Origin of the sequence: Methanolobus chelungpuianus (assembly GCF_024500045.1) — an archaeon.
GTDB classification, from domain to species: Archaea; Halobacteriota; Methanosarcinia; order Methanosarcinales; family Methanosarcinaceae; genus Methanolobus; species Methanolobus chelungpuianus.
The window spans coordinates 274,134-288,433 of the sequence record NZ_JTEO01000004.1; the positions used below are offsets into that span (position 1 = coordinate 274,134).

General features: G+C 51.2%; 10 protein-coding genes. 6 read left to right on the plus strand and 4 right to left on the minus strand.

Features of this window, described 5'->3' with window-relative positions; genetic code table 11:
- Positions 1-52: 52 nt before the first annotated feature.
- The 4 genes from PV02_RS05860 to PV02_RS05875 all read right to left on the minus strand — a co-directional run bounded on the left by PV02_RS05860 (position 53) and on the right by PV02_RS05875 (position 6,424).
- On the minus strand, positions 53-964 hold the full coding sequence (locus PV02_RS05860) for an ATP-grasp domain-containing protein (RefSeq protein WP_256622446.1): 912 nt from the start codon (positions 962-964) through the stop codon (positions 53-55).
- Between the two features lie 1,242 nt (positions 965-2,206).
- Entirely contained in the window at positions 2,207-4,846 is a 2,640-nt protein-coding gene (locus tag PV02_RS05865) for a tetratricopeptide repeat protein (protein WP_256622447.1), read from the minus strand.
- A gap of 262 nt (positions 4,847-5,108) precedes the next feature.
- Complete coding sequence (locus PV02_RS05870) at positions 5,109-5,768, minus strand: dienelactone hydrolase family protein (protein WP_256622448.1); 660 nt, start codon at positions 5,766-5,768, stop codon at positions 5,109-5,111.
- Positions 5,765-6,424, minus strand: a complete 660-nt coding sequence (locus tag PV02_RS05875; RefSeq protein ID WP_342765630.1) for a phosphoribosyltransferase — start codon at positions 6,422-6,424, stop codon at positions 5,765-5,767. The genes PV02_RS05870 and PV02_RS05875 overlap by 4 nt, the downstream gene beginning before the upstream one ends.
- Before the next feature lie 255 nt (positions 6,425-6,679).
- On the opposite strand from PV02_RS05875, the gene PV02_RS05880 reads away from it, so the two are divergent.
- The 6 genes from PV02_RS05880 (at position 6,680) to PV02_RS05905 (ending at position 14,298) form a co-directional block, all read left to right on the plus strand.
- A complete protein-coding gene (locus PV02_RS05880; protein ID WP_256622449.1) occupies positions 6,680-9,901 on the plus strand; it encodes a tetratricopeptide repeat protein in 3,222 nt (1,073 codons plus the stop codon).
- A gap of 70 nt (positions 9,902-9,971) precedes the next feature.
- A complete protein-coding gene (locus PV02_RS05885; protein WP_256622450.1) occupies positions 9,972-10,616 on the plus strand; it encodes an HAD family hydrolase in 645 nt (214 codons plus the stop codon).
- 43 nt (positions 10,617-10,659) lie between these two features.
- Entirely contained in the window at positions 10,660-11,391 is a 732-nt protein-coding gene (locus tag PV02_RS05890; RefSeq protein ID WP_256622451.1) for a tetratricopeptide repeat protein, read from the plus strand.
- 194 nt (positions 11,392-11,585) lie between these two features.
- Entirely contained in the window at positions 11,586-12,842 is a 1,257-nt protein-coding gene (locus tag PV02_RS05895) for a cysteate synthase (protein ID WP_256622452.1), read from the plus strand.
- On the plus strand, positions 12,839-13,603 hold the full coding sequence (locus tag PV02_RS05900) for an ATP-binding cassette domain-containing protein (protein ID WP_256622453.1): 765 nt from the start codon (positions 12,839-12,841) through the stop codon (positions 13,601-13,603). The genes PV02_RS05895 and PV02_RS05900 overlap by 4 nt, the downstream gene beginning before the upstream one ends.
- The gene (locus PV02_RS05905; protein WP_256622454.1) at positions 13,600-14,298 is read left to right on the plus strand and encodes a GTP-binding protein; all 699 of its coding nucleotides are present in this window, start codon (positions 13,600-13,602) and stop codon (positions 14,296-14,298) included. The genes PV02_RS05900 and PV02_RS05905 overlap by 4 nt, the downstream gene beginning before the upstream one ends.
- Positions 14,299-14,300: the final 2 nt, after the last annotated feature.

Below are 14,300 nucleotides of genomic sequence, written 5' to 3' on the forward strand. Positions count from 1 at the left end.
GAACACCTTATGGAAGTACTTCCATTTTTTAGTTGCCTTCTTTCAGAAAGGCTCAGTCATCGAACATACCAAGCCTGATCTTGATAAAATTGTATATCTCGTCAGCTATGTCTATATCACAGCAACTCTCTATACCGTGGAAGCCGGGTGAGGAATTAGCCTCGCATACCTTGAAGTGATTGCCGTCAAAGAGAAGGTCGATACCGGCGATATCCAGTCCGAAGATGCGTGCGGTCTCGGTGGCAAGCCATTCTATCTCAGGTGTCATCGGGTATTCTTTCACTTGCCCGCCGGTAGAGAAATTTGCCTTGAAGTTGCCGTTCCTGGAGGTTCTTTCTATACAGGCTATGGGCCTGCCTCCAAGGACAAAGACCCTGAGGTCCCTGCCTTTGCTTGTCCGTATGAACTCCTGCAGTATTATGTTGAGTTTCTGGTCGGTGGAATGTATCAGGGTCATCAGGTCATCGAAGCTTGCCTTGTTCTCAGACAGATACACACCCTTTCCACGGGAGCCCGATATGGTCTTGATCACAAGGGGGAAACCCAGGTATCTGTCCACCAGGTCTACGTTCACCGGATACTTAGCCAGCATGGTCCTGGGTACGGGGATGTTGTTCTCGGCAAGTATCTGTTGTGAGTAAAGCTTGTCCTTGACAGTGTCTATGCTGTGTGCCGAGTTGAACGTGTGGACACCAAGCTTTTCGAGGTGCCTGATGACAGCCATTCCAAAATAAGTCGTTCCCGCTCCGGTGCGCGGAAGAAGGAAATCCGGCAGTGATACGATCTTGCCGTCAAGAAGTATGCTCTTTCTGTCCTCCCTGGTCACAATGAGGTCTATCTGCTCAGGTCTGACCACCTGTATCTCTATATTCCTTTTTTGAGCCGTCTCTATCAGGCGGTGAATCTCATAGGCATCAGGCCACAGTTCGTTCTGGGCGTACTTGTAAAGAATCCATCCCCTCATCCCGGTAAACCTCTATCGTATGTTGCTATATGATTGATTTATTAGTATAAAGACTGTGTGATAAAAGTCTACAATAACACTCCTTGCCTGAGTACCCGATGGTCAGGATTTTATAGCATCCGGTCGTTGCGCAGGAAAGATCAGGCAGGTCTTAAAATGAAAACAGAAGATATGGTTATTTATGCGATTGCTCTTGGCGTACTGGTAAGCTTTGTTATATATATGTCTACAAGCCCTCTTCCAAGCAGCCACAATATGGTGGAAACAGTTACGATTGGTGGCATATTTGCTTACATGTTCAGTCACGCAGGCCTTCTTTGAAGATCATCTTCCGGTCAGCCTGTAAAGCACATGCCAGGTGTCCGCTGTCAAATATCTCCTGCCTTATCAGTTCCAGTTTCACTTCTGTTCCCGTAGATTTCCCGAACAGGCACAGGCGATCTTTTCAGGCTATCACGGGTGTGACTTCAAGGCTGACCATGAACCGGCCCCCGGTCCGGCAGTATGCCGAAGAGGGTGCTGCCAAAATGCATCACTATTTCCCTGAACCCATATCTCTCATTACAGATCTCAAGTGCCTGGCTGTGCCTGGGCCGTCCAGCATTGCATCCGGTCCAAGGGTGCCAAGTGTCCTGTAATGTAGTCCAATGCCTGATGAAGCTTTTTATTTAAACGGAATCAAGTACTCATGAGAGTGATTCTTTTTCTTTGTGATATCCTTCATTGTGCTGCTGCATCATACCGGGACTGTTAAAAAGCATTATATCATAATGATGATACTCATTATATATTAAACTATAGATATATTTATATAGTAAAATCAATTACTAGAATATGCAGGTACAACACCTGTAATGCAGGCAACTGCAGTGACCAAAAGTATAGGTACGGTATGCAACTCAGCCGGAATACCGGCATAAAAACGGAAAAACGAATGTAACTGCAAACGGAACAAGGGCAAATTTCCATCCCCCAAAAACGTAAACTTTGCCCTTATCCCGTTGCAGTGGTACACAGTAAGTGGAGTATGAGCGGTTCAGTGGGAATTCATGGGGAGACCGGGGATTCAGAAGAGGGTGGGGAACGGGAGTGTGTGGTCAAAGGGAGCATGAGTATGGGCGAACAGGGATACATTCCGGTGCTTCCGGGATGTATCGGGGTTATTGTCAGAACTAGACTTAGAATTACGATCCGGAATTGCTATTTGATCGTTCCTCCGTCAAAGGTATTGGGTGGTAAATGTCAATTACCACTCAGTTCCCTTGCTTTTTCATACATCCAGTGAGCATCGTTTTCTTTCCCCATGTTCTCAAGTATGTAGCCGAGATTGTTAAGCGTGCACGCTGCGCTCTCCTTATAGGACTGGTTTTCCGGTTCGTCCTCCAGTATGATAGCATACCTCTTAAGTGCGTTCTCATAAAGGAGTTTCGCCCTCTCTAACTCTCCTTCCTCCAGCAGGAAGTATCCAAGGTTGTTGAGTATATATGCTGCACTCTGCTGGTATTCCGTATTATGCCTGTCTTCCTCAAGCATATCCTGATATTGCATGAAGGATGCCTCGAACAGGGCCTTTGCCTCTTCAGTCTGTCCCATGTCCGTCAGCAAGGCCGCCAGTCTGCGCCTGAGGGATGCCGTCTTTTCCATGTAGTGCAGATCCGAGGGATCGTGTGAGGCCAGTTCCTCGTAGGAGGACAGTGCAGTCTCATAATAGTTCTTCGCTTCTTCCATATATTCATTCTTATCAAGCAGCTCTGCCATCCTCTCCAGTATGGTTGCACTATCCTTGCCGATGAATGCATTCCCGGGGTCCATCCCGGCAAGTTTCTCGTACATCCTGAGCATCGTGTCATAACCTTTGATCTTCTGCTCGAAATCCTCTATCCCCGGTATGACCTCTTTCAGGTTATCCAGCATGCGGACGACTTTCAGGCGGTACTGCGATGTCTTGCCTTCCCCGGAAAGCAGTCTGAGGTAGATATCCAGTCCTTCAGCAAGACGCCCCTCCTCTATCAGCAGGCTTGCGATCTCTTCCCTGAGGTCTCTCGTGTTCTGGAAGTACCGCAGGTTATCAGGCTCTAAGGCTACCAGTCTCTCACGCATTGCAAGTATCTTTCCATAATCACGGATCAGTGATTCCCTGTTGCCTGCGTTGAGTGGCTCCCTCTCCAGGTGCAGAAGGATGCTGTCCACTTTTTCCCTGTGAGCCTTTACTGACGGTTCCAGCTCACACAACCTGAAATAGATATCAAGTGCCCTGTGCTGCTCCTTCATGCTGAGAATGATGTCCCCGGCTGCTTCAAGAGCAGATGCCTGCTTACCGGCATACTCCCGCTCACCCTCATCACCGGACTTCAAAAGGCCGTACATTGAGGCGGCCCTTTCGAAATATTCGGCAGCCTGTGCCTGCATGCCTATGTCCGACATCAGTTTCCCTGTTTCATCCAGCAGGCCTGCGATATCCTTCTTTGTATCAGCATCATCCGGCATGATGGCAGCAAGATCATCAAGCTTGCCGATCACGGTCTGATAGGCCCGCACCCTCTCTGCCGTATTCCCATGACTGCCTGCGAGATTGCGCAGGTCATCGATAATGGACCTGGCGCCGGACAGGAATATCTCATCGGATGCGTCTTCCCGGAGTGCCTCCAGCGCGATATCGGAAGCCCTGATAAAGTCCTGCATGGCTGCGGTTGCCTCGCCGGTCCCTTCAAGGATCTTCCCGCGGATATCGAGTGCAAAGGCAAGGTTCACCTGATATGACATGTTGGAAGGATCGGCCTTTTGCAGGATCTCGCAGGTGGTAAGTATGAATTCATGGATACGGAGTTTTTCCCCGGGCTCTTCTTCCTCATCCGTCATCTCGTTGAGCTCCCTGAGAGCAGATATGGTCCTGGAGCGATATTCCAGGTCGTCCGGATACTCTTCAAGTGCCTGCTGAAGGGAGAGAAGCTTACTGATGAGCCTTTCTTTTATGTCCCCTGGCTCAGGTGCCGATCCGGCACCAAGTACGGGGATAGTGCCCCCGGAAGGGATGTCTCCGGTGCCATCGGTATCTTCCGTCTTTTCTTCAGCAAGGCGCTGCTGTATCTCATGTGCCTCACTGTAAAGTGCCTCGGCATCTTCAGTCTTGCCGGAAGCAGCGAGCGTGTCTGCATAGCCTGCCAGGGCAAAGGTCAGCCTCTCCTGGTAAAGCGTTGTCGGGTCCATCCGGACGATCCCGCGGTATGTGTCTACCAGCTGCCTGTACTTCTCCTCAGAGATGCCTCCCGGAGAACTGCTGCTCTCGAGGCTGAGTAGATTCTCAAGGATGGTTGCCATCTTTAATTGCAGGGTTGCGGCCCTGGCAGCATCCTCCGGGCTCTCCCTCAGTATGCGGAGAGCCTTCTCAAAACTTTTCTGCGCTGCCTCCTCTTCACCCTCTTCTGCAAGCAGGGCGCCAAGGTTATTCAATGTTGACGCAGCATTTGACCTGTAAGTCATATTGTTAGTGTCACTTCCCAGAAGTTTATCATAAGCTTGTACTGATATATCATAACTTTTCCTTGCTTCTTCCCTTGATCCTCGCTTTTCAAGGATACCGGCCAGATTGCTGTAAATACCCGCCCTCAGCTCGTTGTCCACATGACCCCTGGCCGAAAGCTCGTTGCTGATTTCAGCAGCGGCCCTGTACCTCTCAAAGGCCTCCTCCTCCCGGCCTTCAGAAAGCAAAAGGTCGGCGTGTGTCTGCAACACACTGGCACGGATGTCGGGTGAGTCTGAATCCTCTGCACTGATCTCTGCCAGCTCCAGGGCATGAAGCGCGTCCGCATACAGCCCTTTCTCGATGAGGGACACCCCTTTGTTCAGGTGCCTGACTGCTATATCTCTTGATTGTTTGGACATGGGTGGTATTTCTCTGGATTTTCGTTATAATAGTGAGCATTGCTAGTAAATACTAATGTCTGTTGATGCTATAACCCAAAGCAACAGTCAGCATGGTATTATAATTTTCTGCCGTGACGCTGCTAGTTACACTACGTGCTTTAAAAAATCACCTGTAAAGCCTGCGGCAGCCAGGGAAGTGATTCCCGGAAGGGCCTGTCATCAGCTCCTGTCCGGTAGTCTTATTACGGGGCTCCTGATCAGCTCTTTCTGAAGTTTATTTTTACTGCTGTGAACCCAGATGGGCCGTGAACCATTCCCCTGCCAGTGCAGCTACTTCTTCCAGTTTGCCAGGCTCTTCGAACAGGTGGGTTGCGCCGGGAACTATCCTCAGTTCCTTCTCTGCTCTCAGCCGGTCCAGGGCCCACTCGTTCATACCTATCACCGGCGTGTCCCTGCCCCCCACGATAAGCAGTGTAGGGGACTTGACATTTTCCAGAGGCTCTTTTGTAAGGTCCGGCCTTCCTCCCCTGGATACCACGGCTTTTATATTGTCCGGCCTGAGGGCAGCGGCTGTAAGGGCCGCAGCAGCGCCTGTACTAGCCCCGAAGTAACCGATGTCCAGATGATTCGTGTCCGGACGCTGCAGCAGCCAGTCGGTAGCTGCAACAAGGCGGATCGCAAGCAGTTCGATATCAAAGCGAAGCTGGGCTGTGATTGCATCTATCCTTTCCTCTTCCGGAGTAAGCAGGTCAAAGAGCAATGTTGCAAGCCCTTCTCCCTGCAGCTGCTGCGCAACGAACCTGTTCCGGGGGCTAAGCCTGCTGCTCCCGCTTCCATGTGCGAACACTACGATCCCGGTGGCATTATCCGGTATGCTCAGGTTCCCTTCCATCCGGATGGAGTCCAGAGGGATGCTTACAGGCTCGTCAACCACGCTCATCCTTTTCCCTCCTGCCTGTTCCTTGCTGCCTTTTCAAGTAATTCGCAAACTTCCTTGTCACTGGTCTGGGTAAAATCCGAGTACCAGGCACCAACCCCGTAAAAAGGTTCAGGCGTTGTCAGGCATATTGCCTCGTCAACCTCGGCTGCAAACTCTTCGCAGGTGTCCTTTGCTGCGGTGGGCACTGCAACGGTCAGATGCGCAGGTTTCTGTGACATGACAGCCTTTACTGCAGCATTCATGGTAGCACCCGTGGCAAGCCCGTCGTCTATCAGGATGACCGTCCTGCCAGCCAGATTCGGCTCGGGACGTCCTTTGCGGTATAACTGTTCCCTTCGTTCCAGTTCAACCTGCTCCGCAGCTGCGACGGCAGCAATTGTATTGTCTGTTATCCCCAGCGACCTGACCACATCCATATTAAGCACGCGTATACCCCCGCTGGCAATAGCGCCCATGGCAAGCTCCTCATGGCCAGGCACTCCCAGCTTTCTCACAATGAACACATCAAGTTCCGCCCGCAGTTCCCTGGCAACCTCAAAAGCCACAGGCACTCCTCCTCTTGGTAATGCAAGTACGAGCAGGTCCTTGCCTCCTGAATACCCGGAAAGCCTCTCTGCAAGCTTTTTGCCTGCATCTGTCCTGTTCCTGAACAACACTATTGGTTCCCTCCCCTATTTTATAATGTCACTACTTACTATTTTACTTATGCGCACGGGACCAATGTGAGGAAGTCCGGGACATTGCAGCGTTTTCCCCATGATGTCATAAGTTTAATTTTGGGAGCGCAGCAATGCGGAAATACTGAGCATATGCTCATGATGTTAAGTAACAAAGTTAATTAAATAATATTCGTTATATGTATATATCTTAAAATCTATCCTCGAGTAACCACATCACGCTAAAGGATTCCCATGAAAACGAGAAGATATGTGCTTTCCTTGACATTGATGCTTATTGCAACATCTCTTTTTTGCTCTCTGGCAGCCAGTACCGGCAATGAGGCAAAGGATCTGAATTCAAACGCTGTTGCTCTCACGAAGAACGGTACTTATGACCTGGCCCTTCAGTATTATGACCTATCCCTTGCTCTGAATCCTTCCGATGCGGGAACTCTGGACAATAAAGTCTCGGCTTTGTTCCTTTCCGGGCAATACAAGGAAGCCTATGAAGCAAACGAGGTTCTGCTGAACAGGTATCCCGGCTCTCCGGCTGCCCATTTCAAGAAAGGGCTCATCCTCTACGCGACAGGGGACTATGAAGGTGCTGTGAGTTCTTACGACATGTCCCTGAAGATGCTTACAAAAGGCGGTTCGGACTATGACAATGGATTTGATATCGGAAGCGTTGTTCTTTCAGGCAGTGACACCAGTTCCCTGGCCGGCTCTCAGGATAATTCCCTGATTGCGTCCTTTGATCCAAGGGCTGCCAGCATCCTTTACCAGAAGGGTAAGGCGCTTGAGAAACTGGGAAGGTATGAAGAGGCTCTGGAATGCTATGAGAATGCAACGGGCGTCACTTCGGGCTTTGCAGACTCCCTATTCAGGAAGGCTGTCAGGTCCTATGAATCAGGGGAATATGATAAGGCTGTCCAGTCCCTGGACAGTGTTCTCCTGATGGAACCTTATAATGCTGCAGTATGGTACCAGAAGGGCCTTGCACTGGACGCAATGGGTGATCATGAGGGTGCCATCAGCTGCTACAGCCAGGTGGTTGAGGTCGATCCCTTTCACAGCAGTGCCCTTCTGAGCAGGGCAAAAGCCTGGGAAAAACTGGGTGATGCAGGATCAGCAATAGAAGATTACGATCGTTTGCTCCTTATCGATCCCTCCAGTACCGAGGCGTGGTATGGCATAGGACGCAATTATGAGGCACAGGGTAACTATGAATATGCCTTGAGGGCCTATGAGCAGATCCTTGTGTATGATCCTGGCAATAAGGCGATCTGGTCAAAGAAAGGTTTCCTGCTGGATTCCCTGGGCATGTATGATGAGGCCATCCTGGCTTACGACACGGCTCTTCAGCTCAGGAGCGAGCGCGTAAATTCTGTTGCAGGCCAGCAGGCTCAAGTGTCTGACATGTTTGCCTCTGCCGTTGAATCAATGCCAGCCTATGATGAAAATCCCGCCTTCACCTCGGATACCGCAGGTATCTGGTACAATAAGGGTCTGGCCTATGACAGGCTTGGAAGGCATAAGGAGGCTGTTGATGCCTATGACAAGGTGCTGGCCCAGGAAAAGGGTATTGCCGTGGTATGGTATAAGAAAGCTGTTGCACTGGACAAGATGCAACAGTATGACAAAGCCATTAACTGTTATGCTCAGGCTCTCAAGATAGATCCCTCAAGCGCCAGGGTATGGTACGAGACGGGCCGGGACTATGACCGCTTAGGTAAGACCGGCCAGGCGCTTAAGGCATACTCGTCTGCTCTTGAGCAGGATCCGTATTTCGCAGCAGCATGGTATTCCAGTGCTTCAGACATGTCCAGGCTTGGGAAGCATAATGAGTCCCTGGAATACTATGACAGGGCCCTCGAACTTGAACCGGGGTCCGTCGATGCGTGGTTCAGGAAAGGTAATTCCCTTGAAAGCCTCGGAAGATATGATGAGGCTCTTGTGTGTTACGAGCAGGTGCTTCAGCTGCAGCCTTCCCACCCCGATGCTCTGGAAAAGGTCAATTCCGGATTGAAGGGGCAAAGCGGTAATTCCAGTATCCTTCTGGGAACTGCTGCGGGAGCGAAAAACAATAGTCTGATCGGAGGTATGGGCAACAGTGTACAACTGCCCGATGCCTTTGTCCTGTACAATGCCAACCCGCTCACTTCCGCACCCGCTACCAGGAAGGCAGGAAGCACTTACGAGATACTTGGCATGCCTGTAGGCCTTGATCAGCTTTGGGCAGGCAGAGGTGACGCCCTTAACGGGCTGAACAGGCCTGAAGATGCTATGGCCTGCTACGACAAGGCACTCATGCTCAACAGCAATTCGGCTGCAGCCCTCTCAGGAAGAGGCTCCTCTCTCGATCTCCTGGGGATGCATCAGGAAGCGCTCTCATTACATGAGAAGGCTCTACGCGCACAACCCAATGATCCCGATGTACTTCTAAGGACAGGTATATCCTATTACGGTAGCATGGATGAATGGACAGCACTGGAATATTTTGACCGGGTGCTGCAGCAGGACCCCAATAACCGTGAGGCTCTCTATTATAGGGCAAACGTAAGTGAGAGGCTGTCGCTCTACTCCTACGCCATAGACTCTTACGATGCTATGCTTGCAGAAGATCCCCTGGACAAGGACATCCTCTATAAGAAGGGATTAGCTCAGTATGAGGCGCAGATGTATGCAGACTCAATGGCCACATTTGACATCATCCTTGAGCATGATCCCGCCAACCTGACAATGCTTATGCACCAGAGCATGTCCTCAGCAAAGCTGGGTAAGTATGAGAAGGCTATAGGGTACTATGAGCGTATACTGGAAGCAGAGCCCGGAGACATTGAAGTGCTCTTCATCATGGGAGCTACCTATGAGAGATCCGGCCAGTATTCAATGGCAATCGAAACCTACGATCGCATACTGGAACTTGAACCTGAGAACACCAGGGCATTGAACCATAAGGGATTTGCATATTACCTTATGGGTGAGCCGGCAAAAGCGGCTGATGTGTTTGACAGGTCGATATCCATAGACTCAAGCAACCCGTCCTCATGGTACCACAGGGGCATGCTGGCATATCTGCTCAGCAGTCCCAAAGGGGCGGTCTACTATTACAACAAGGCGCTGGAACTGGATCCTGACTGCACTACGGCATGGTACAATAAAGGTTTCGTTCAGAATGTAAGAGGAGATACCGAAGGTGCCATCGAAAGTTACGACAGGGTTCTGCAACTGGACCCTGTTTCCATCTCGGCCATGTATAACAAGGAATTTGCCCTGTATCGACTTGGCAAGTCTTCGGAGGCAGCTGAGATACACCAGGCCATAGAGCTTATCGATCCGGAATTCGTAATATCGCTGCAGGACAGGGGCACAGCTTTCTTCCTGCCAGGGTCATACAGCGATACCCTTGATTACGAACTGCCTGTAAGATGGTACGATGGCAATTCCGAAATCATTAGCGTGAATCAGACATGAGCTCAGGGGCCTGACTTCCGTCAATGGGGATATCACAAGCTTTATCGTGCATATCTCCCTTTTTTCACCCATGCTGAACTCTCTTATCTTTGACATGGACGGCGTACTGCTGGACTCCATGAACTCGCACGCAGATGCCTGGATACAGGTTTCCCGCGAATGGGGTGTGGACGTCTGCAGGGATGATATATACGAGATAGAAGGGGCCAATCATGTACTGGGTCTCCAGTGGCTTTTCCAGAGAGCCGGCATGGAATTGTCTCCCGAACACTACGGTCCTATACTTGCAAGGAAGGTAGAGATATTCTCAAGCATAGCCTGCATCAGGCCCTTTGAAGGGACCGGCGACTGCCTTGATAAACTGAAGGCATGCTTCAATCTTGCAGTTGTAACAGGCTCCGAGAGGGTAACTGTCACAAGATTGCTCGATGAGTTCTTTCCGGGCATCTTCGATGTAGTGGTCTGCGGCGATGATGTGGCCAGAGGGAAGCCCTTTCCCGACCCTTATCTCAAGGCAGTTGAAATGCTTGGCGTATGCAAGGAGGAATGCATAGTTATAGAGAATGCTCCTATGGGTGTGGAAGCGGCTAAGAATGCAGGGCTTTTCTGTGTCGGTATCCCTACATATGTTGCTGCGGACAAGCTCTCAAAGGCTGATATAGTGCTTGACGGCCATCCCTCCCTTCACAAGTATCTTCTCCGGATGCTTCCTTGATAGCTTCGGAAGGTTTTAAAGCGAAATTTCCAATATATCATATATGGACAATACGACAAACAGCACGGATCCGGGAAAGAAACTCCTGGAAGATCTAAATAGACACAAACAGGATTTCAGCCGTAATCCCAGCATGGACAATCTTTTCCAGATCGTTGTCATTTATGATGCACTCGGGCAGACTGAACGCGGTTTAGGATTTGCGGAAGCCTTTCTGATGCAGGTGGAGGACGAAATGGAGAGGATTGTGCTGAATACGATGGTCCTGAGCATGGTGGACAGGGATGATGAGGCAATCGAGCTTCTTGGAAAGGCGGAGAAAAAGTTCCCGGAGGACATCAGGCTCAAAAGGTACAGGGGTATGCTGCTCAACAAGCAGGGGAAGTTCGACGAAGCTGTCGGCGCCTTTGACGCGTTGCTGGAAAATGAGCCGGATGATCTTGAATCAGTGTCCGGTAAGATCATGGCCCTCCTGGGATTGAGGAAGAATGAGCAGGCCATGAAAGCGTATCAGGACTCTATCGGCATTACTCCCACGGAAGCGCCGCAATGGCACTTCAAGGGCATGATCGACGGGATGATGAGTGAGTGTCTTTTGAAGATGCAGCAGAGCGGTAAGGATGAGTCCCGTGAGAAGAAGCTCGCCGGGAGCTTTGATCGCATAAGCAACCTGATTGATACCTTCGGTCCGGATGTCCGGGATTTCTACAGGATGGGGCAGGTTGCAGGGAAGGAGGCCTATCATCTTACCATGAATGACACGGGGAAGGAATGAACCGGTCCCGGGGCAAATTCTTATTTTACTGCTCCTTTGTTCTCCACTCTTTATGCAGAGGGGTACACTTAAGATCATGATCTGTTCTTGGTGGTCCTATATGGCAGAATAGTGAATGCTATTTTAGCCTTTTCAGGCAAATTTAGCTTGAATCAGGGAAAGTCTTATAAGATATTTTTGTCCACCTTGGGTTGATGGAAAAATATACTGCGACTTGTTTACACTGCGGGGAAAGGCATGATCCATATTCGCTGAGTTGCAGGAATGGTGATGATGCATTATTGCGCACCATTTATTCATCCAGTCGCCTCAATTGTGCCGACCTGCCGGGAATATGGCGTTACAGGGAATGGCTGCCTGTCCGGGGAATGATCGAAGAGGGCTCAGGAAGGACTGTAACCTACAAAAGCACGGCTTTTGCCTCGGCATTGGGACTTGAGGACCTGTGGATAGCCTTTAACGGTTACTGGCCGGAAAAGGATGCCAGGATGATGACCTGTACGTTCAAGGATCTGGAGTCCTTCCCTACCATGCAGCGCCTTAGGGAACTGGGTGATACAGGGGTGATGGTGGTTGCATCCGCAGGCAATACTGCGAGGGCCTTTTCCCATGTCTGCAGCATAACCGGTCAGCCCCTGTTGCTGGTTGTCCCGGAGGGGAGTGCACACAGGCTATGGACCACACATGAAGATACCTCTGCAGTCTGCCTTGCCACAGTGGAGGGTGATTACTTCGATGCCATTTCCCTTGCGGGCAGAATAGCTTCCATGGACGGCTTCGTGAATGAGGGCGGGGCCAGGAACGTAGCCAGAAGGGATGGTATGGGCACGGTGATGCTTGATGCTGTCCTCACCGCAGGCTCACTGCCGGACCATTACTTCCAGGCTGTAGGAAGCGGTACAGGCGGCATATCGGCGTGGGAAGCATCTATAAGGCTCATCGGGGACGGAAGGTTTGGCTCAAAGCTCCCGCGTCTTCACCTGGCCCAGAACATTCCCTGTGCACCCCTGTATTCTCTCTGGCACGGGAAAGATGCGGTATCGACATCATGCCCCGGGGAAATGTATGATGATGTGCTGTTCAACAGAAAGCCCCCATACGGGACAAGGGGCGGTGTCAGGGATGCACTTGAGGCTACCCGCGGCACGATCTATGCGATCAGCAATGATGAGGCTTCCGGCGCACAGTCCCTTTTTGAAGCGGAAGAGAATATCGATATAAATCCTGCTGCAGCCGTGGCTGTTGCAGCACTTGTGCAGGCTGTCAGGAAAGGCAGCGTGCTTCCGGAAGACCGCATAGTCCTGAATATCACGGGAGGAGGTCAGAAAAGACTGATGCAGGACCTTCCAGTGAGATTGATGAAGCCTTCCGTGAGGGTATCGGCAAATGACCCGAATGCGGAGAGAACGATCATAACTACGGTACAGAGTATGTTTGGTGTGAGAATATGAGCGAAGAACTGACTTTAACAATACTTGGCGGTGTCGATAAGGACGGAGTCCCCGAACCGGTAAAGTTCCTTGAAGTAAGCAAGGGTGAGATCATAGGCATAGTGGGACCTACCGGTTCCGGGAAGAGCACACTTATAGATGATATAGAACAGCTCGCCCAGGGTGATACACCTACCGGCAGGTCCATACTGATCAACGGTAAGAAACCTGATGCACTTACACGTGTCGACCCGCGCAAGAAGCTGGTTGCCCAGTTGTCCCAGAAGATGCACTTCCTGGCGGATATGACAGTTGCGGACTTCCTGCAGATGCATGCGCGCAGCAGGGGCAAGGGCCCCGGTCTTGTGGACAGGGTGATAGAGCTCGCCAACACCCTCACTGGAGAACCCATCTCCCCTGACACCTACCTGACGGTTCTCAGCGGGGGCCAGTCAAGGTCCCTGATGACCGCAGACATTGCGGTGATAAGCGATTCCCCTGTAGTGCTCATAGACGAGATCGAGAATGCCGGTATCAAGAAGCAGGAAGCTCTCCAGTTGCTTGCGGGCGAGGGCAAGATCGTGGTTGTTGTCACACATGACCCTGTCCTGGCACTCATGGCATCCCGCAGGATAGTTATCCGCAACGGCGCAATGGTAGACATTATTACCACCAGCAGGGAGGAGCAGGATGTGTGCGGCAGGATCACCCAGGTGGATAACTGGCTCATGTCCCTGAGAGAGACCATCCGCAGGGGAGAGATCGTAGAGGAGCTTGCATGAAGCTGGTGGTACTCGCAGGTACGCCGGGCTCAGGTAAAACCTCCGTACTGCTCCACACCATCAGGACACTGGTAAAAAGCGGAAAAAGACCGGCAGTGGTCAAGGTCGACTGCCTGTGGACGGATGACGACCAGCGCTTCGGCAAGCTTGGCATCCCTGTGCACGTAGGCCTTGCAAAGGATATGTGCCCTGACCATTTCACGATCTATAATACAGATGCAATGCTGGACTGGGGTGCATCGAACAATGCCGATATAGTGCTCAATGAGACTGCAGGGCTTTGCCTGCGCTGCGCACCTTATCCCGACGAGTGCATGGCCATTTGTGTCATTGATGTCACAACAGGGCCCAACACACCCCTTAAAGTAGGCCCTCTCCTGACTACAGCGGATATCGTGGTAATGACCAAAGGCGACCTGGTCTCCCAGGCAGAGAGGGAGGTATTCAGGGAGAGGGTGCTTGACGTGAATCCCAAGTGCATGATCATCGAATCCAACGGGCTTACAGGGAAAGGGGCATTCGAACTTGCGGAGCTGATATCGGAGGGTCCGGAAGTGCGCGACAATATGGTACTGCGCTATAACCCTCCTCTTGCGATATGTTCCCTCTGCACCGGGGAGACCCGCGTGGCGCGCAAGCATCACATGGGAGTGCTGAGGCAGCTTGACGGCTTCATGGAGTACAGGGGTGAGTAACG

Bases quoted from the DNA above. Each gene is read 5' to 3' on its own strand.
- PV02_RS05860 (WP_256622446.1), bottom strand. From the start codon at position 964: ATGAGGGGATGGATTCTTTACAAGTACGCCCAGAACGAACTGTGGCCT.
- PV02_RS05885 (WP_256622450.1), top strand. From the start codon at position 9,972: ATGCTGAACTCTCTTATCTTTGACATGGACGGCGTACTGCTGGACTCC.
- PV02_RS05880 (WP_256622449.1), top strand. From the start codon at position 6,680: ATGAAAACGAGAAGATATGTGCTTTCCTTGACATTGATGCTTATTGCA.
- PV02_RS05870 (WP_256622448.1), bottom strand. From the start codon at position 5,768: ATGAGCGTGGTTGACGAGCCTGTAAGCATCCCTCTGGACTCCATCCGG.
- PV02_RS05890 (WP_256622451.1), top strand. From the start codon at position 10,660: ATGGACAATACGACAAACAGCACGGATCCGGGAAAGAAACTCCTGGAA.
- PV02_RS05865 (WP_256622447.1), bottom strand. From the start codon at position 4,846: ATGTCCAAACAATCAAGAGATATAGCAGTCAGGCACCTGAACAAAGGG.
- PV02_RS05905 (WP_256622454.1), top strand. From the start codon at position 13,600: ATGAAGCTGGTGGTACTCGCAGGTACGCCGGGCTCAGGTAAAACCTCC.
- PV02_RS05900 (WP_256622453.1), top strand. From the start codon at position 12,839: ATGAGCGAAGAACTGACTTTAACAATACTTGGCGGTGTCGATAAGGAC.
- PV02_RS05895 (WP_256622452.1), top strand. From the start codon at position 11,586: ATGGAAAAATATACTGCGACTTGTTTACACTGCGGGGAAAGGCATGAT.